Annotated in this window: 16 protein-coding genes, 2 tRNA genes and 1 pseudogene; 7 read left to right on the top strand and 12 right to left on the bottom strand. The window is 41.7% G+C overall.

What is annotated here, in order from left to right:
• Nucleotides 1–313 precede the first annotated feature (313 nt).
• The 4 genes from ENH88_RS05600 to ENH88_RS05615 all read left to right on the top strand — a co-directional run bounded on the left by ENH88_RS05600 (nt 314) and on the right by ENH88_RS05615 (nt 3,838).
• Nucleotides 314–389: transfer RNA gene (locus ENH88_RS05600), tRNA-Glu, on the top strand.
• Nucleotides 390–816: 427 nt separating this feature from the next.
• Nucleotides 817–1,764: an HlyD family secretion protein gene (locus tag ENH88_RS05605; protein ID WP_304180527.1), complete on the top strand. Its 948-nt coding sequence runs from the start codon at nt 817–819 to the stop codon at nt 1,762–1,764.
• Nucleotides 1,761–2,687 carry an ABC transporter ATP-binding protein gene (locus tag ENH88_RS05610; protein ID WP_304180528.1) on the top strand — a complete coding sequence of 309 codons (927 nt, stop codon included), beginning with the start codon at nt 1,761–1,763 and terminating at the stop codon, nt 2,685–2,687. Before ENH88_RS05605 ends, ENH88_RS05610 begins: the two co-directional genes overlap by 4 nt.
• A complete protein-coding gene (locus ENH88_RS05615) occupies nt 2,684–3,838 on the top strand; it encodes an ABC transporter permease (protein ID WP_304180530.1) in 1,155 nt (384 codons plus the stop codon). The genes ENH88_RS05610 and ENH88_RS05615 overlap by 4 nt, the downstream gene beginning before the upstream one ends.
• Before the next feature lie 52 nt (nt 3,839–3,890).
• Here the strand turns inward: ENH88_RS05615 and gloA are convergent, their stop codons facing one another.
• On the bottom strand, nt 3,891–4,289 hold the full coding sequence (gene gloA, locus ENH88_RS05620; RefSeq protein ID WP_304180532.1) for a lactoylglutathione lyase: 399 nt from the start codon (nt 4,287–4,289) through the stop codon (nt 3,891–3,893).
• 163 nt (nt 4,290–4,452) lie between these two features.
• Nucleotides 4,453–6,360, bottom strand: a complete 1,908-nt coding sequence (locus tag ENH88_RS05625) for an aminotransferase class V-fold PLP-dependent enzyme (RefSeq protein ID WP_304180534.1) — start codon at nt 6,358–6,360, stop codon at nt 4,453–4,455.
• Nucleotides 6,361–6,635: 275 nt separating this feature from the next.
• Between ENH88_RS05625 and ENH88_RS05630 the strand changes: the two genes are divergently transcribed.
• On the top strand, nt 6,636–7,631 hold the full coding sequence (locus ENH88_RS05630) for a YncE family protein (RefSeq protein ID WP_304180535.1): 996 nt from the start codon (nt 6,636–6,638) through the stop codon (nt 7,629–7,631).
• Nucleotides 7,632–7,740: 109 nt separating this feature from the next.
• Here ENH88_RS05630 and ENH88_RS05635 read toward each other — a convergent pair.
• Nucleotides 7,741–7,848 (bottom strand): annotated as a pseudogene (locus ENH88_RS05635) (endonuclease III); the annotation flags it as partial.
• A 205-nt stretch (nt 7,849–8,053) separates the two neighbouring features.
• On the opposite strand from ENH88_RS05635, the gene ENH88_RS05640 reads away from it, so the two are divergent.
• On the top strand, nt 8,054–8,227 hold the full coding sequence (locus tag ENH88_RS05640) for a hypothetical protein (protein ID WP_304180537.1): 174 nt from the start codon (nt 8,054–8,056) through the stop codon (nt 8,225–8,227).
• Nucleotides 8,224–8,778, top strand: a complete 555-nt coding sequence (locus tag ENH88_RS05645; RefSeq protein WP_304180539.1) for a GNAT family N-acetyltransferase — start codon at nt 8,224–8,226, stop codon at nt 8,776–8,778. The genes ENH88_RS05640 and ENH88_RS05645 overlap by 4 nt, the downstream gene beginning before the upstream one ends.
• Nucleotides 8,779–8,888: 110 nt before the next feature.
• Here ENH88_RS05645 and nth read toward each other — a convergent pair whose 3' ends face one another.
• From nth to ENH88_RS05690, 9 genes are all read right to left on the bottom strand, one after another.
• On the bottom strand, nt 8,889–9,521 hold the full coding sequence (gene nth, locus ENH88_RS05650; RefSeq protein ID WP_304180541.1) for an endonuclease III: 633 nt from the start codon (nt 9,519–9,521) through the stop codon (nt 8,889–8,891).
• Between the two features lie 37 nt (nt 9,522–9,558).
• Nucleotides 9,559–10,257, bottom strand: coding sequence for an electron transport complex subunit E (locus ENH88_RS05655; RefSeq protein WP_304180543.1), 699 nt, complete (start codon nt 10,255–10,257; stop codon nt 9,559–9,561).
• On the bottom strand, nt 10,254–10,889 hold the full coding sequence (rsxG, locus tag ENH88_RS05660; RefSeq protein WP_304180545.1) for an electron transport complex subunit RsxG: 636 nt from the start codon (nt 10,887–10,889) through the stop codon (nt 10,254–10,256). The genes ENH88_RS05655 and rsxG overlap by 4 nt, the downstream gene beginning before the upstream one ends.
• Nucleotides 10,886–11,944 (bottom strand): electron transport complex subunit RsxD, encoded by a 1,059-nt coding sequence (gene rsxD, locus ENH88_RS05665; protein WP_304180547.1) that lies wholly within the window; start codon nt 11,942–11,944, stop codon nt 10,886–10,888. The genes rsxG and rsxD overlap by 4 nt, the downstream gene beginning before the upstream one ends.
• Complete coding sequence (gene rsxC, locus ENH88_RS05670; RefSeq protein WP_304180549.1) at nt 11,944–14,418, bottom strand: electron transport complex subunit RsxC; 2,475 nt, start codon at nt 14,416–14,418, stop codon at nt 11,944–11,946. The genes rsxD and rsxC overlap by 1 nt, the downstream gene beginning before the upstream one ends.
• 9 nt (nt 14,419–14,427) lie before the next feature.
• The gene (gene rsxB / locus ENH88_RS05675) at nt 14,428–14,982 is read right to left on the bottom strand and encodes an electron transport complex subunit RsxB (protein ID WP_304180551.1); all 555 of its coding nucleotides are present in this window, start codon (nt 14,980–14,982) and stop codon (nt 14,428–14,430) included.
• 1 nt (nt 14,983) lies between these two features.
• Nucleotides 14,984–15,565, bottom strand: a complete 582-nt coding sequence (rsxA, locus tag ENH88_RS05680) for an electron transport complex subunit RsxA (protein WP_304180553.1) — start codon at nt 15,563–15,565, stop codon at nt 14,984–14,986.
• 239 nt (nt 15,566–15,804) lie between these two features.
• Nucleotides 15,805–17,748, bottom strand: coding sequence for an EAL domain-containing protein (locus ENH88_RS05685; RefSeq protein ID WP_304180555.1), 1,944 nt, complete (start codon nt 17,746–17,748; stop codon nt 15,805–15,807).
• Between the two features lie 150 nt (nt 17,749–17,898).
• A tRNA-Asn gene (locus ENH88_RS05690) sits at nt 17,899–17,975 on the bottom strand.
• Nucleotides 17,976–18,023 lie beyond the last annotated feature (48 nt).

Here is an 18,023-nt window from a genome sequence, read left to right on the forward strand (position 1 = left end):
CCCGTAACATGGTGTGTAGTAAACGCATTTAAATCCCCTTGGGGACGCCACTTACTTTATTTAAGTAATGTATATAGCAGTGTGACACCGCACTCTCTATGCACGACGTTATCAAGAGTACAAACCTCTTGGGCACGCCACTTACTGTTTACAGTAGGGTAGTGTTATTAAAAACTCGCCTGAAACGAGTCTAACTATTCAGTTGTCCTAGTGACACAGAAAATGTTTCTGAAAAGATAATGCCATTCGCCTCACAGGCTCGGCTCATCTTACCCAGAAATAGCAAATCAGTGATTTGCAAACCAATTTCTGCGTCCCCATCGTCTAGAGGCCTAGGACACCGCCCTTTCACGGCGGTAACAGGGGTTCGAATCCCCTTGGGGACGCCATTACTTTATTTAAGTAATGTATATAGCAGTGTGACAGCGCACTCTCTATGCACGACGTTAACAAGAGTACAAATCTCTTGAAAATCCATTATCTTAAAAAATAAGTAAGATATAAAAGTCAGTGTAAAGCTTTATACTCCAGTTAGCCTATTCAAAAATTTCCTTCATCTTGCTATACCTGTTTACAGTAAAATTTACACAATGCTAAGGTAGCTAAAAGATTAGCAATCTAAAGTAATTATTTTTATTAATGAACACCTCACTTAATTTGAACCTTTTGTAACATTTATACAGATTGCTTCACTTCAATAGTTAACTGCTATATTCTATCTTGTAATTTATCTAGTTTATGGATCGTTACCAATTGCTACCATTCGGACATGCCATAGCAATTTCAGTAATTGGTATAATTATTAGGGAAAATATTATGTTAGCTAAAAAGTTTATATTTTTTACTGCCTTACTATTATTGATAAGTTGTTCAGAAAATAATACCGGTATCGCGTTAGGATCTTTAGAGCGTGAGCGTGTTATCCATCCTGCGACTACAAATAACATTTTAATTGAACTTCCTGTAGCAGCAGGGGATCCGGTTAAAAAAGGCCAAGTCGTTGCTCAGTTTGATGATCAGCTACAACAGGCAATGGTTGCAAAAGTAAAAGCGCAATTTATGCAGGCGCAAGCTAACCTTGAAAAAGTGCTCAATGGTGCGCGTGCAGAAGAGGTGGCCGCAGCCAATGCTGCTGTTGCTGCTGCAAAAGCAACATCACTACAAAGCGAGGCTAATTTTGAACGAACTCAGCGACTTGTAAAAGACAGACTCGCTAGCCAAGACACATTAGACCGTGCAACCGCGAGTCGTGACGAAAACCTAGCTAAGTTAGAAAGTGCGCAACAACAGTTAAATGAACTTACCAGCGGTTCTCGTATCGAAGATATTCATATTGCTAAAGCACAATTACAAGCAGCCGACGCTGAACTAACAATACAACAAAAACACTTAAACGATTTAACCATAACTGCTACTCGAGATGGCATACTCGATAATTTACCATGGCATGTAGGTGAACGCGTTACACAAAATAGCCCAGTGGCAATTGTGTTAGCCGCAGGGGCACCTCATGCAAGGGTATACATTCCTGAGCCCTATCGTGCAAAACTATCTCGGGGTATGCAATTAATGGTTAAAGTAGATGGTATAAGTACTGCTTATTCCGGTACTTTAACTTGGATTGCCAATGATCCCGCTTTTACTCCGTACTATGCACTAAACCAAGAAGAACGTGCACGATTAATGTATTTAGCCGAAGTCACCTTACCAAAATCGGCAGAAAATTTACCAAGTGGTGTTCCTGCACAAGTGATCATGCCATGAGTGAATTTGTTATAAATGCCAGTAAACTTGAAAAGCAATTTGGTGATTTAAAAGCAATTAATCAGCTCGATTTAGCAGTAGAAAAAGGGCAAATATACGGCTTTTTGGGGCCTAATGGGTGTGGTAAGACGACTGCTATCCGTATGTTAACAGGATTATTAAAACCCACTTCGGGAACTGTTGAAGTATTGGGATTATCGTTACCTACACAGGCTAATTTATTACGGGAGCGCCTTGGCTATATGACTCAAAAGTTTTCTTTATATGCAGATTTAACTGTCTATGAAAACTTGAAGTTTATAGCGGCACTTTTTCCTTTATCTAAAGCTGAGAAACGCAACCGGATCGACGAATTATTGCATACTTATGGACTGGACGAGCGTGCTTCTCAATTAGCTGGCAGTATGAGTGGCGGACAACGGCAACGTTTGTCATTGGCTGCGGCGGTAATGAACAAACCAGATATTTTATTTTTAGATGAACCGACATCGGCTGTGGATCCGCAAAACCGTCGCGATTTCTGGGAAACTTTGTTTGATTTAAGTAATGCCGGCACGACAATATTAGTCACTACCCATTATATGGATGAAGCAGAGCGTTGCCATCGTCTTGCAATTTTAGAAGCTGGCGTAAAAAGAGCAGACGGTACACCAAAGCAATTAATGACAGAGATGCATGCGCACGTTGTTGAAATTGCAGGGGCACAAACACGAGCTTTAAAACAACAATTAGCCACGGTGAGTGAAGTTATTTCTGCAACTCAACTTGGGGCACAATTAAGAGTGTTGGTAAGCAAACAGGTAAGCGATCCACTCGATTTTATAAAAGCCACTTCCTTTGCTGAAAAAGATTGGCAACTAAGTTTAGTGCGTCCTAGTTTAGAAGACGTTTTTGTTACGTGTACAGGGCAGGGGCGACAATGAATATCATTACTTCATTCGCGCGTATCAAAGCTATTTTTGCGAAAGAGTTATTGCAATTAAGACGTGATAAAATGACCTTTGGAATGGTGGTAATGATCCCGCTTATTCAACTTATTTTGTTCGGTTATGCTATCAACACCAATGTTAAAGATATTCCCGTCGGCGTTGTCGATCAGAGCCAAACAACGTTAAGCCGCGTATTAGTACAAACAGTGGCGGCGACTAATGTGGTTAAGTTTACCCATCAGTTTAAGTCGCTAGAAGCTGCACAAGCAGCGATTGCCAGCACTAAGGTTAGGGCGGTGCTATTTATTCCCCACGACGTTGATAATCGGCTTGTGCAACACCCAAGCGTGGGTTTTGGTTTACCTGATGGCAGTAACGAAAGTGTCGTAAGACCGATCGCACAGTGGTTAATTGATGGCTCTGATACGATGGTAGCTTCGAGCATTAAAGCCTTACGAACTATGCCATTGAGTGAGCTACTCGATAAACCTGCAAATAGAAGTTACGCTACTTTTGAGACGACTCTTTTTTATAATCCTGAGCAGCGCACCGCAGTTAATATTGTGCCTGGTCTTGTTGCCGTTATTTTAACTATGACCATGATCATGTTTACCTCTGCCGCCATTGTTAAAGAGCAAGAGCGAGGTAATATGGAGCTATTGATCACCTTACCACTTAGCTCGTTAGAATTAATGATAGGCAAAGTGATCCCTTATGTGTTTATTGGCTTTGTGCAGCTTTTTATTATTTTAGGTATGGGCCATTTATTATTTAATATTCCTTTTGGTGGCAGCTTACTAGCACTGGCAGGCGCGACATTGCTATTTATTTGTGCAAGTTTAGTACTTGGTTTAGTGTTATCTACCATCGCCAAAAATCAGTTACAAGCAATGCAAATGACCATTTTTATATTGCTACCGTCTATTTTACTTTCTGGTTTTATGTTTCCTTATGAAGGTATGCCAATCGTTGCGCAGTGGCTAGCTGAATGCTTACCTGCTACACATTATCTGAGACTGATCCGCGGGATTGTGCTGCGAGATGTTGAATTTTTAGCCATGAGTCGAGATCTAATATGGTTAGCTAGTTTTATGTTGATTGGGTTAGCGGTTGCTGCGTTCCGCTTTAAAAAGACATTGGATTAAGGTATGGATCAAAAAGCATTTCAGCAGCCGAAGCTGCTGAAATGTAACCTGTTTAAAAGTCGTTATTATCTTTTTTCTGTATCAGTTCAATGGCGTAGCCATCAGGATCTTTTACAAAAGCAATTTCAGTGGTGCCACCTTTTACAGGGCCTGGCTCTCGACTGACATTACCGCCAGCTGCTTTGATATCAGCACAGGCTTTGTAAATATCATCAAACTCAATAGCAATATGGCCATAGGCATTGCCTAAATCGTAGCTGTCGGTATCCCAGTTATAAGTCAGCTCTAGTACTGTCGTGTCTTTTTCATCACCGTAACCAACAAAGGCTAGGGTATAACGATATTCTTCGTTGTCTGCACGGCGTAACTCTTTCATGCCGAGTATTTGAGTGTAAAACTCAATTGATTTATCTAGATCAGCAACCCGTAACATGGTGTGTAGTAAACGCATTTAAATCCCCTTGCTTTTAAATTCACATAAATTTTTGATAACGCAGCTACGCTGTAACTATTACTGCGTTGTTAAAATATCAATAATCCGATTATAAATTATTTCTGTGAACATCACAGTATCATTGCCATTAGTATTTATAAGACTGTATTAAAGGATATATTTACTTGTTAACCTTGCCTTTAAGAACATAGATCTCACCATCGAAACTTCCTTGAATCGTCAATCCTTGTCCCGCCAATTCTTTCAGATATTCAATATGTTCTTCCGTGATATGTTGGCCCGGCACTAACAGGGGAATGCCTGGTGGATAGGGCGTGACTAAACCGGCACAAATGCGGTTGTTGCTTTTGCCGATAGGCACAGATTCGCGTTCGCCATAAAAAGCATCGCTTGGAATACAAGCAAGGTCGATAGCGGGCAAATTCTCCGGCAAGCGAGAACGCCGCGTCGATTTTGACAATTTCACTTTACCGCTGTCGAGTTTTTTGAGCGCATTGTAAAGACGAATTATTTTTGAGCGCGTGCCGCCAAGAGTTAGTAACACCAAGATGGTGCTGTGAGTGTACTTCTCTATTTCTAGGCCAATTTCATCCAGCAGGTATTTATGAATATCCTTTAATGAATAAGGTAATTCGCTAATGTCGATGAGAATTTTTAGCGGATCGTGACCCATATTATCACCACTAAAGTGCGGAAATATTTCCATAAAGTCTTGCTTTCCTAGCACTTTAATTTGCTTGAGCGAGGCCATCTGTTGTTTAAATTCTTCCACATGGTTCAACAGGGCATTAAGCAACTTATAGCCTTCCATCTCCAATTGTTTTTGGCACACGTCAAGCGACGCGATAAGCTGATACTTTGGTGATGTGCTGGCGTAAATACTGTAAATCTCGCGAAAGAAATCGGCATCGAAATCTGGATCGTTCACATGAATATAAGACGCCTGAGAAAACGCTGATACCACTTTATGCGCTGAATGGGTGACATAGTCAGCGCCAGCATGAATAGCGGAATAATAGCGTAGGCTGGGGTGAAAAAGGGAGTAAGCAAACCAGGCTTCGTCGATAAACACTTTAATACCATGTTGATGAGCAAACTCGACCACTTGTTTCAGATCGCTAAGTAGGCCATCGTAAGTACAACCGGTGAGCACCAGTAATTTAGCATCGGTATTTTGTTCAATTGCCTGCTTGATGTCGGCCAACGACGGCGGTGCGAAGATGCCATATTTTGGATTTAAAATACTCGACAAATAAATAGGGAAACTGGCTGATTGCAAGATGCCATAGTGCACAGACTTATGACAATTGCGGTCGATGATGACTTTATCGCCCTTGCGCAGTAGTGTCTGCAAGATGATTTTATTTGAGGTGGACGACCCGTTGGTGACGAAGTAAGTATGCTTAACCTCAAACGTCGCCGCTGCTGACTCTTGCGCACGGCCAATGGTATTGGTGCTGTCTGACAATGAACCTAACGAATCGACTGAAACCGACAGATCACCAACGAATACATTGCGGCCATAAAACTGATAAAAATCTTTGATATAAGGGGAGTTTCTAAAGCTAGAACCACCGCTGTGTCCTGGTGTATGCCAAGAATCGTTTGCTTCGCCAACATAACGGCGATACGCGGTCCAGAATGGGGTTTCTGATCGGTCATCGAAGTCGTTGATCATATAACCTAAAATTGCTTCTGGATCAGAAATCACTTCATCTTTAAAGAAGAACGACTCAATCTCCTCCGACTCGTTGACTATCTCCAATCCTTTCGTGTCGTCGCCGATGACATAAACCGGCAACTCGAGACGGATCCCCTTTAACTGCTCAATAAAGCGACTATAGGTTCGTTCGCCCTTGTTGTGTACATCCCAACTGAGTACTACGGCTTGAATATCACCATCAGCCTCTACACATGCCAACGCTTGCTTCAGCTCGAGACATTCAATAATATCGATATGAACATCACTTCGCTCAAAATTAGGGATCGTTTTCGACAGATTCGTTGAAAGCTCTTGCAAGGTGATTGGGTCTTGCTCAATTAACAAGATGCGAAGTAAAGGTAACATAGGAATTCCCGCAATAAAATTTCATAATGCTCAACAGCATAACTAAAGGATTGAGACTTGTGAAATTAATACTCTGAAAATGTTCTAATAATTTTGCAATATTAGTTAGTACTGTACATCAGCTTAAATTTGGATAGCTTGTTTTTTAATCGTCGCATTTTAATTGATCTAACAATCTGCTAGTTTCGACTAAGCAATGCGTTTTATTTAACGCCAGCTAGTTGAGCTTCACTGATCAAAAATGAATGCTCTAGTGAAGTAAAAAAGGGGGCGAAATGAGAGTGGTTCATGCTTTAGTGTGTATATTTCTACTTGGGTGTTTTACCAGTTTACCTATAGTGGCGGGCGAAGGAAACGTGTCGGGAACATTGCTTGTTGTAAATAAAAAGGCTGATACGGTTGATTTCATCGACCTTAAAAGCCGAAAAATCAAATTAACCCTTGCAACAGGTAAAGGCCCTCATGAACTCGCTATGAGCGCTGACGGGCAGGTAGCTGTCGTGACTAATTATGTTGCTGGTAATAGTTTAACGGTGTTTGATGTTCGACAAGCAAAACAGGTTCGGACGGTTGATTTGTCTAGTTACCCAAGCCCGCATGGTGTGTTGTTTTTAAAAGATCAGCGAACAGTTGCAGTGTCTTCCGAGGGCTCGGATAGTGTAGTTATAGTCGATATTGAATCAGGCCAGATTGATAAAGTAATAGCTACAAAACAAAAAGGCTCTCATATGGTTGCATTACCAGCTTCAAGTGAGCGAGTGTATACCACAAATATGAGATCTAATACGGTGTCTGAATTGGATGTTAAATCAGGTGCTTTACTGCGGAAAATTTCTACGCCAAAGGTGCCAGAGGCAATCACGGTAAATAAAAACGGCTCAGAGCTCTGGATAGGGAGCAATGATGACGGTTTACTCACTGTTTATGATTTAGAGCAGGCTAGAATTATTAAGCAATGGCAAGGGTTTAACTTTCCTTATAGAGTGTTACTCACACGCGATGAGCAGTTTGCCGTGGTCCCTGACTATAAAAATAATACCCTCGATGTTATCGATGCCAAAAATAAAGCGAAATTGCATAAAATAGAGTTTTCCCAAGGTACAGGACCTAAAGGTGTTTTTTTTCACCCAGATGATCGCACGTTATTTATGTCCGCTTACGGGAAAAATAAGGTCATTGTTATTGATATATTGTCGGGTAAAACCTTATTTGAACTAGCCACTAGTGATGGACCAGATGGCATAGGCTACTCACCTGTGGTACTACCTTAAACTATCAGAGTGATACTTAGTCAACTCGCTTTGCGTGATATCATGTTGTTGAAATTCCCCCTAAATTAAAAATTTTGCGGGGAAATTCAAATTAACTTTCAGTCTTATCTTTAAACTCTTTAGGGATTTCCTTTTCGAGTTTTTGCTCAACTGCAACTACATTCTTACCCATGGCGAATTTAGTACGGTTTGAAGCGCGGAAAATATGCGTATCTACGGTACGGCGATTGTAGGCTGGCTTAAATCTAAGGAAAGTAGATGCAATTTGCTTTCAAAATATTGGTAGTTGCAACTCTAAACATCAAAGATCGTATGCTTGCATTAGGCTTCATTGTAGCTTTTAGTTACAAAGTTAATCTGGTAACTCATATTACCTTGTGTTGTAGTTGCTATTAACTACAACACAAGATAAAGAATTATGTGTGAAAGAAGATATTGATGAATTAAAAAGTGAACTCCAAGCAAAACTTTTATTCTGGAATAATCTAAAAAGTAAAAAAATTAAAGTCATATTTATATTAATAATTTTCGGCTTGATTGGATTAAAGGTTTTTACCACTATGTTAACTTTCGATTGGCTTACAGGGTTAATATGACCATTACTTTTCGTCCACTTAACCAGCGTGATATTAATTATTCAAAAGTTATTGAACTTTTTTTTGATGCTTTTCCTAACGTTCAACGACTACCAACATGGGTTGTTAAATATAGGATGAGGAATGGAAAAAATGGCTTTGATGTTATTTATGATCATAATAAATGGGTTGGTTTTCTCTATACTAAAGAATATAAAAACATTGTCTCCGTAAAGTTTTTTGCGATATCTGAATCGCTCCGTTCAACAGGTTACGGAAGCAAAGTAATGGATGCTATGAACGAAAAGTATTCGGACAAAAGAATTGTTCTAACTATTGAAGAGCTTGATGAAAAGAAAGAAAACTATCAACAAAGAGTCAAGCGCAAAGCGTTCTATGAAAAAAATGGGTTCAGTTCTACCGGTTTTATTCTCAGAGAGCCTGCTGAGCGGCAAGAAATGCTTATACGTGGGGGAACTATCTCTCAAGAAGAAATAGAAGCTATGTACAAGCATTTTTTAGGCAATTTATTGTTTTCTTTACTTAAAATCGAAGTATTAAAAATTGAATAGGAATACCGTCATTTGAATGTAATTGATTAGTCATTAGCAGTTAAATAATGCATACAAACAACTAAGATAAAAACTTAAAGTTTACTTATTGGCTCAAAAAAGAATAAACATTATTCTGTCTTATCTTTAAACTCACACAAGTCTTCAATAATACAGCTGCCACACTTAGGTTTACGTGCTACGCAGGTGTAACGTCCGTGCAGTATTAGCCAATGATGCACGTCTACTTTAAATTCTTTTGGGATCACTTTTTCAAGCTTTTGTTCAACGGCGACAACATCTTTACCCATAGCCAGCTTAGTACGGTTAGAAACACGGAAAATATGCGTGTCTACGGCGATTGTCGGCCAGCCGAAGGCGGTATTGAGGACTACGTTAGCGGTTTTACGGCCAACGCCGGGTAGGGCTTCTAGGGCTTCGCGATTCTCAGGCACTATGCTGTTGTGTTGATTAACCAGAATCTCGCACATTTTATAAACGTTGGCAGCTTTGGAATTAAACAAACCGATGGTTTTAATATAATCGCGCAGTGTATCGTGGCCTAAATCTAAAATGGCTTGTGGCGTATTGGCAACCGGAAAGAGCTTACGCGTGGCTTTATTGACGCCAACGTCTGTTGCTTGCGCTGATAGCGTTACCGCAACAAGTAGCTCAAACGGGCTTGAATATTCAAGCTCGGTTTCTGGATGTGGATTTTGCTCGCGCAGGCGAGTGAGTATTTGGTGACGTTTTTCTTTATTCATGCAACTTAAACGCACAGTAGCTACTGTGCGCTTCCCCTTAAGTTAAACTGGTGACCCTTGCTCGCGGGCCTTTTTCGGCCACAGGTGGTGCTACTTGCTTGGCTTTTATTTGTGCGTCAATGACATTTTTAGCTGCAATCAGTAAGCCTAAACCTAAAAATGCACCGGGTGGTAAAATAGCCAGTAAAAATTGATTATCAAAACTAAATACTTCAATGCGTAACACGGATGCCCATGGGCCAAGTAATAAATCAGCGCCATCAAATAAGGTGCCTTGACCGATCAGCTCACGCATTGCGCCAAGCACAACAAGCACTACCATAAAGCCAGAGCCCATCATTAAACCGTCAAACGCTGATAAATGAATCGGGTTTTTAGACGCATAGGCTTCAGCGCGGCCAATAATGGCGCAATTCGTTACAATTAAGGGAATAAATATTCCCAGCGATTGATATAAGCCAAACGTATAGGCATTCATTAATAGCTGCACTATGGTTACAAAGCCTGCGATAAACATTACAAATACGGGGATCCGGATGTCTTTTGGCACCCAGTTACGCACTGCAGAAATTGTGATGTTCGAGCCAACTAATACCAGTAGAGTGGCTAAACCTAGGCCCATCGCATTGGTTATCGTCGATGTGACGGCCAGCAGCGGGCACAAACCGAGCAATTGTACGAGGGCAGGGTTATTCTTCCACATTCCTTCGTTAAACAGTTCTTTTAATTGGCTCATGGCTCACCTACTTGGCATACGTTATCGGCACTAAATACCGCATCGAAATTATTTTTTGAGAATAACACAGCGTGTTTCACTGAGCCAACCACAGCACGGGGTGTGATCGTCGCCCCTGTGAACTGATCAAAACTGCCACCATCTTTTTTTACTGCCCAACGATCATCATTTTCACTAAGTAGTGTTTGACCTTTAAATGAAGTGATCCAAAGGGATTTTTTTATTTCTACTTTATCACCAAGCCCTGGGGTTTCTTCATGCTTTGTAACACGTACACCAGCAACCTCACCATTAGCAAACACCGCAGTTAATAACTCGATATCACCACTGTAACCTTTGGGCGTTACGTGGCGCATCACTAAAGCAATAGGCTGGCCATCTTTACGGGCACGGTATATTGTTTGTGGATGATCGCCTAATAGCGGATCATCGATGATGGCGCAATCTTGATAAAGAGTATTATCGTAAAAATCAGCAGCGAGCACATCTTGCAATTGTAATGAAAGTTGTTTGCGCTCTTGCTCGGCAATATTATCTGCGGTGAGGCTATGAATAACTCCCACAGCGCCGGTAGTGAGCAGGGCAAATAGGGCTAAAATACTGCCATTTTTTGTCATTGATGAAATGATCATTTATTCACCCCATGGCCATAGGTACGTGGTTGAGTGTAATAGTCTATCAGTGGCACGGCCATATTCAGTAGTAACACTGCAAAGGCCATCGCATCGGGGTAGCCACCAAAAGTACGGATCAAATAAACTAATAAACCAATTAGCGCGCCGTAAATTAACCGGCCGCGATTAGTGGTGGCTGCCGAAACTGGATCGGTGGCAATAAAAAATGCCCCCAACATAGTCGCGCCGCTGAATAAGTGAAACACCACACCAGGCTCAGTACCCGGTGCTGCGATATAACCAATTGCGCTGCACACAGCAATTGATGCAAGTACCCCAACTGGGATATGCCAATTGATGACTTTTGCTTTGAGCAGGTATAAACCACCGAGCAAAAAGCCAAGATTTATCCAGCCCCAACCTTGGCCTAGCCAACTATTAAAAATAGCAGCTTGCATACTCTCTGTTACGGTTAAGCCATGTGCGATATCAGTCTTAATGGTATCCAGTGGCGTGGCCATTGTTACGCCATCAACCCCGACTCGCAGTTGATCAACACTAAAGCCACCGCTTGTAAAGCCGTTGAAAACCACGCTCAGTTGCTGACTAAAGCTAATAGGATTTGCGAGTAAGTCACTGACTGGCATCCAAGTGGTCATTTGTACAGGGAATGAAATTAGCAGTAATACATACGCTGCCATGGCGGGGTTAAATAAGTTAAAGCCAAGCCCACCATAGAGCTGTTTCACAATGACAATGGCAAAAAAGCTACCGATCACAATAACCCACCACGGTGCCAACGGTGGAATACTCAGTGCTAATAACACTGCGGTAAGCCATGCACTGCCATCACTCAATGCAGGCCATACAGGGCGCTTTCTAATAAGCATGATAATAGCTTCACTAATACTGGCTGTGAGCAACGCTAAAACAAGCTGAATTATTACGCCAGTACCAAAAAAATACAGTTGCGCGATAAGTCCAGGAATACAGGCTAAGATCACTGTTTGCATCAACCTGCTCAGTGATTTATGGCTGTGGCTATGCGGCGAGCTGGCCATCGTTAGCTTCATTACTTATCACTTCCTTCTTGTTGTAGTTTCTTCGCTTTTGCTCGGGCGATAGCAGCAGCGACTGCGGCCTTTTTCTTGTCTTGTGTAGTTTGTTCTGGTTTATCTTCAGCGATTTTAGCTTCGTTTACAGCAGTAGCTGCCGCCTCACTTTCAGAATTGTCGTTTTCTACGTTTGCTGCTTGTTCAGCCTGTGCTGCCTTTTTTGCTTTCGCACGGGCGATAGCAGCAGCGACTGCGGCTTTTTTCTTGTCTTGTGCCGTAGTTTGTTCTGGTTTATCTTCAGTGATTTTAGCTTCGCTTCTAGCAGTAGCTGCCGCCTCACTTTCAGAATGGTCGTTTTCTACGTTTGCTGCTTGTGCAGCCTTTTTCGCTTTCGCACGGGCAATAGCGGCAGCGACTGCGGCTTTTTTATCATCGGCCGGTGAGGTTGTAGCTGTTTCGCTTTCAACCTTATCAGTTTCTAGTGTATCCATTTGTTGTGCTTGCGCTGCCTTTTTCGCTTTCGCACGGGCAATGGCAGCAGCGACAGCGGCTTTTTTATCGTCAGCTGGCGTGGTCGATGCTGTTTCACTTTCAGTATCGTCGTTTTCTACGCTTGCTGCTTGTTCAGTCTGTGCTGCCTTTTTCGCTTTTGCACGGGCAATAGCGGCAGCGACGGCGGCTTTTTTATCATCGGCAGGTGCTGCGCTAGTGTTACCATCGTCACCTTCTGATGCCGCCGCTTTTTTCGCTTTAGCGCGGGCAATCGCAGCGGCTACCGCTGACTTTTTATCATCCGGATCAGCTGGCGTATCGCTTGTGGCTTTTTGCTCTTTGTATTTGCGGGCTTGCTCTTTGCGCGCTGCACGCTCTAGTGCAACGTCACTGTTATCTGGTTCAAGCGTTGTATCTTGATTTTGCTTTTTAGCTTTGGCGCGTGCAATTGCAGCAGCGACGGCTGATTTGTCGTCATCTTTTGCGGGTTTGTTTTTAACGCGGGCGAGAGCATCGGCAATTTTTTGTTTTTCGTCAGCTGATTTTTCAGTCGCTGGTTTGCGCTTATGACGGTTTTGTCGTGCTTCTTGCTCACGTTCAAGACGTTGCTTGCGCAGTTCAAAACGCTCTTTGGCACGCTCAGCTTTAACTTGCTCAGCTTGTTGTTCTTTTATTTCAACTTTGGCTACACGGTAGTATTGCACCAATGGAATTTCACTTGGGCATACATACGCGCAAGCACCGCACTCTATGCAATCAAATAGGTTATGCTCTTTCAGCTTGTCGTATTCTTTTGACTTAGCAAACCACTGTAATTGTTGAGGTAATAACGAAGCAGGGCAGGCATCTGCACAGGCACTACAGCGGATACAGGCTTTTTCAGGGCCCGGCTCTGCCAGCTCATCATGATCTGGCGCTAAAATACAGTTAGTGGTTTTTACTACACCAATACGTACGGTTGGCAAAGTAAAGCCCATCATTGGGCCGCCCATCACCACACGCTGTTGTGGTACTGGTGAAAATCCTTGGCAGTCAAGCAAGTGTTTTATCTCAGTGCCTAACAAGGCCCACACATTACCTGGCTTATGAATTGTATTACCAGTGACAGTAATAACTCGTTCAATCAGTGGCTTACCTTCATAAACTGCTTGATTAACCGCAAATAAAGTACCGACATTTTGCACTAATACACCAATATCGGCGGGTATGCCGCCGCTGGGTACTTCTTTATTGGTGAGTAACTTAATTAATTGTTTCTCACCACCAGAGGGGTAAATAGTCGGAACTGTTTGAATGATTACTTTGTCATTATGCGCAGCTGCGGCCTGCATGGCTGCAATGGCTTCAGGCTTATTGTCTTCAATGCCAACTATAGTGAGTGTTGGTGTAAGTAACTGCTGCATGATCTCGATGCCAGCGATAATTCCCTCAGCGTGCTCACGCATAAGCATATCGTCAGCAGTAATATAGGGCTCACATTCCACAGCGTTAACAATAAAATACTCGATCGCTTTGCGGCTATTAGCTTTGATATAAGTCGGAAATCCTGCTCCACCCATGCCGGCAATACCGCGATCATGAATAATATCGATAAGTTGATCGTGAGAAAGTAAGCTTGGTGTTGTCACCGGTGCTAATGCGCACCAGCTGTCTTGGCCATCGGGCTCAATAATGACACTTAACTCAGGCAATGCTGATGGATGTGCCGAAGGCATTTGGCAAATATCGGTAATTACACCAGACGTTGGTGCGTGGATAGGCACGGACCAATTCGCAACGGGCTTAGTGAGAGCTTGACCTTTTAGTACCTGTTGACCTTTTTCGACAAGCAATTTGCCATTAGCACCAATGTGCTGTTTTAAAGGGACAACTAGCTTGTCGGGTAAAGGCAAGCGGGTAATTGCTTGGTTTGTGGAAATGGCTTTTTGTCCCGGCGGATGAATACCACCTGAAAATGGCCACACTTTACCTTGTTTTATTTGTGCGATTAGCTTTTCCATGTGTGGCCCTTAATCAATTTGTGTAACTGGGATTGCATCAAGTTGCCATTTCCACGTTTGTTTAGTGGTTTTAACAGGCAGCATGTCAATGCAGTCAACAGGACAAGGTTCAACACATAGATCACACCCTGTGCATTCATCAATCAACACAGTATGCATTTGGCGCGTGGCACCAACAATAGCATCAACAGGGCAGGCTTGAATGCATTTCGTACAACCAATACATTCATCTTCACGAATATAGGCAACGGTTTTGATTGGCTCAGCTTGCTCACCACCGGCAAGGGGCTTGGCATCAACCCCCATTAAATCAGCTAATTTTTTTACAGTCGCATCGCCACCAGGAGGGCATTTATTAATTTCGTCGCCATTGGCAATCGCTTCAGCATAAGGACGACAACCTGGGTAGCCGCACTGGCCACATTGTGTTTGCGGTAAAATAGTATCGATTTGTTCGACGATAGGATTACTTTGCACACGAAAACGTACCGCGGCAAATCCTAAGATCAAACCAAAAATAAGTGCCAGTGAACCCAGCGCAATCAAGGCATAAAACAAGGTCATGTTAAAACTTCACTAATCCTGTAAAGCCCATAAAGGCCATCGACATTAAGCCTGCGGTGATCATCGCAATCGATGCGCCTTTAAAGGGGGTAGGTACGTCTGCAGCGTTTAAGCGTTCACGAAGCGCTGCAAATAAAACCAGTACCATAGAAAAACCAACGGCAGCGCCAAAGCCATATACCGCTGATTGTAAAAACGTATGATCTTCTTTGATATTTAATAGTGCAACACCTAACACCGCACAGTTGGTGGTGATCAAAGGTAAAAAGATACCAAGCAAGCGATACAGCGTTGGGCTGGTTTTTCTGACCACCATTTCGGTGAACTGAACCACCACCGCAATCACTAAAATAAAGCTCAAGGTACGTAAATAGGTGATATCAAGTGGGATCAAAATATATTGATTAACCAGATAGCTTGTCACAGAGGCTAGCGTTAACACAAAAGTGGTCGCAAGAGACATGCCTATTGCGGTATCTAGTTTGCCAGATACACCCATAAACGGGCATAAACCTAAAAATTGTACTAACACAAAGTTATTAACCAGTACCGTGCCGATCAACAGCAAGACATATTCTGTCATGTTCGCCTCAAGCTATAATAAACGCCGACATTATCCTTTTTTATTGGCGGTTTAACAACACGTAGTAGGCAAATAAACCGCTCATTTAGTAATGATAGTGAATTGCATTTAGAATTTTATAGCATGATAAATAAACATTAACTGTTCATTAACCTAGTTACGGCTGGCAAAGCAGCTCAGGGGAGGGGGAATAAACCAATAGAAAACTAAAGAGGTGCATAAAGCACCTTTTAGATTAATTAAATGTCTTTTGGCTTTTCGATGTAATAACCTTGCACACCATCAAGGCATAAAGTCTCGATAATATGTTTTTCTTCTTGGCTTTCAACGCCTTCAGCAAAAACACTAACGCCAATTCGGTGTGCTAAATCCACCATTAAACGCATAAAGTATTGGTTATTCTTATCTTCTTCAAGGCCACGAGTATAACTTGCATCCATTTTGATAAAGTCTGGCTTTAAATCACGGAAAAACTTAAACGAGGTTAAACCCACACCAAAGCGCTCTACTGTGATCCGCGCACCAACACGGTGGATCATATCTATAAAGCGTTTACTGGCTTTAATATTTTGCTGTAAGCCAAATTCACTCACTTCGAATACTAATTTTGAAGCAATATTAGTGTCTTTTAATAAGCGGCGTTCTAACCAAATTACAAACTGATCATTATGCGCGCTTGAAGCGGTCACATTCAAACCAAAGAATTTTTCAGAGAAATTACGGCTTTTAATTTTTTCTAGGGATGAATTAATGATCAAACGATCAATTTCCATCGCCATATCAAGTTTTTCGGCCATGGCTAAAAACGAAGCCGTAGGCAACACTTGATTTTCAGCGGTTTTAAAACGCACTTGAATTTCAGCGTAAGCTTTAATGCTTTTACCAATCGGCATAATATTTTGCATTACTAAATGCACGCGTTCAGATTCAATGACTTCATTGATCACTTTACGCCAGTTTTGGTTGCCAAATCCAGCACTGACATTATTAACTAAATCTGTTTCACGTTGTACATGCCATGCATTCGCTTGTTTTGATTGCGCCATACTCATCGCATTGTCCACAACTGAAAGTAGCTCACCCAATGGCTTGCCTTTTTCGTAGCCAACAATACCTGTGTTTGCCACTGAGCTTAATTCTTGAGTTTGTTGATATTGAGTAAAGCGAGATTGTAAGTTATCACCAAAACGTTCAGATTCTTTTAGCGGTGTGTTTGGTAGCACAACGGCAAAATCTGAGCTGTTTAAACGAAAAACCTTGCTGTCAGTGTAAGTGCCACTGATATGCTTAATGATGTCCGCGACTGCTTTGACATATTCATCGCCTTTTTGATAGCCGCGGGTTTGGTTGATTGCTTGTAACTCACTACAACGCACCATAGCCAGTGAACCAAAGGTACTTTTTTCGCTGCTCTCAATATGTTTTTCATAATACTCAACAAACATATTACGGTTACCAAGCTCAGTCACCACATCTTTATAGGCTTCTTGCTTGATAGAATGTGCGGCATTTTGAATATCATCATGTTTACTTTGTAAAAAATGCGATAAACGGTTAAAGCTTGGTATTAAATCAACCCCCAACTGTTTTATTTTGCTGCTGTTAATTGCAGTTTCAAGGCCGCTATTGACTTGATTTTGATTGATATACACATCAATAACTTCGGCCACCGTCATGCTGATATTGCGATTTAATTTTTTAAACATGGTTTTCATGAAAATAATCGGAATAATGGCCATTAAGCCTGATACTAAAATAACAACAAATAGCCCTTGTTGTAGTAACAAGCCCAGATTGTTGGCATTTATCATGAATTCAACTTTAATATCCGATGCTTGATTAACTGCAAATTGTGGGCGAATAGAATTAAAACTTGTTGCTACTAATTGGGCAATAGTGGGTAAAGGAGTAGGGGATTGAATATTAATTACTTCTTTGCCTTGCTGATCACGCAGAATAAATGAGGAAAAAGTATTGCCATCAGCAAGCACTTGCTGAAGTTTCTCAGGGGCTATATCGGCAATCGAATGTTTATTTATATAGTTACTAACCACTAATTGCGCTTTATGTTGTGCATTACTTGCTGCATTGTCAAACGCTGATGCAACAAAGTAACCACCAATACTCGCAAACAATAGCCAAGATATTAATTGAATAAATATGAGTTTTTTAAAACCAGCCATGTCTTATTCTTTTAGTAGATCAAAGGGAAAGGAATCATATCCTTGATTAATCAAAATATTTTATACATGTAAATTGTATAGTAAGAGTAAACGTTTTGATTTTAGTAGAGTAGAGGAATTATTTGGGAAAGTCTAATGGATTATTTAAGTTGGCTCCCCCTCCCCGACTCGAACGGGGGACCTGCGGATTAACAGTCCGTCGCTCTAACCAACTGAGCTAAGGGGGAAGCGTATGTGCCTTTCAACGGGGCGAAATATTAATGACCGCGCTGCAA

This window comes from Pseudoalteromonas prydzensis (assembly GCF_011050055.1).
Taxonomy (GTDB): Bacteria; Pseudomonadota; Gammaproteobacteria; order Enterobacterales; family Alteromonadaceae; genus Pseudoalteromonas; species Pseudoalteromonas prydzensis_A.

Bases quoted from the DNA above. Each gene is read 5' to 3' on its own strand.
- ENH88_RS05630 (WP_304180535.1), top strand. From the start codon at position 6,636: ATGAGAGTGGTTCATGCTTTAGTGTGTATATTTCTACTTGGGTGTTTT.
- rsxC (WP_304180549.1), bottom strand. From the start codon at position 14,418: ATGGAAAAGCTAATCGCACAAATAAAACAAGGTAAAGTGTGGCCATTT.
- ENH88_RS05605 (WP_304180527.1), top strand. From the start codon at position 817: ATGTTAGCTAAAAAGTTTATATTTTTTACTGCCTTACTATTATTGATA.
- rsxD (WP_304180547.1), bottom strand. From the start codon at position 11,944: ATGAAGCTAACGATGGCCAGCTCGCCGCATAGCCACAGCCATAAATCA.
- rsxB (WP_304180551.1), bottom strand. From the start codon at position 14,982: ATGACCTTGTTTTATGCCTTGATTGCGCTGGGTTCACTGGCACTTATT.
- ENH88_RS05610 (WP_304180528.1), top strand. From the start codon at position 1,761: ATGAGTGAATTTGTTATAAATGCCAGTAAACTTGAAAAGCAATTTGGT.
- ENH88_RS05655 (WP_304180543.1), bottom strand. From the start codon at position 10,257: ATGAGCCAATTAAAAGAACTGTTTAACGAAGGAATGTGGAAGAATAAC.
- ENH88_RS05615 (WP_304180530.1), top strand. From the start codon at position 2,684: ATGAATATCATTACTTCATTCGCGCGTATCAAAGCTATTTTTGCGAAA.
- gloA (WP_304180532.1), bottom strand. From the start codon at position 4,289: ATGCGTTTACTACACACCATGTTACGGGTTGCTGATCTAGATAAATCA.
- nth (WP_304180541.1), bottom strand. From the start codon at position 9,521: ATGAATAAAGAAAAACGTCACCAAATACTCACTCGCCTGCGCGAGCAA.
- ENH88_RS05685 (WP_304180555.1), bottom strand. From the start codon at position 17,748: ATGGCTGGTTTTAAAAAACTCATATTTATTCAATTAATATCTTGGCTA.
- rsxG (WP_304180545.1), bottom strand. From the start codon at position 10,889: ATGATCATTTCATCAATGACAAAAAATGGCAGTATTTTAGCCCTATTT.
- rsxA (WP_304180553.1), bottom strand. From the start codon at position 15,565: ATGACAGAATATGTCTTGCTGTTGATCGGCACGGTACTGGTTAATAAC.
- ENH88_RS05625 (WP_304180534.1), bottom strand. From the start codon at position 6,360: ATGTTACCTTTACTTCGCATCTTGTTAATTGAGCAAGACCCAATCACC.
- ENH88_RS05645 (WP_304180539.1), top strand. From the start codon at position 8,224: ATGACCATTACTTTTCGTCCACTTAACCAGCGTGATATTAATTATTCA.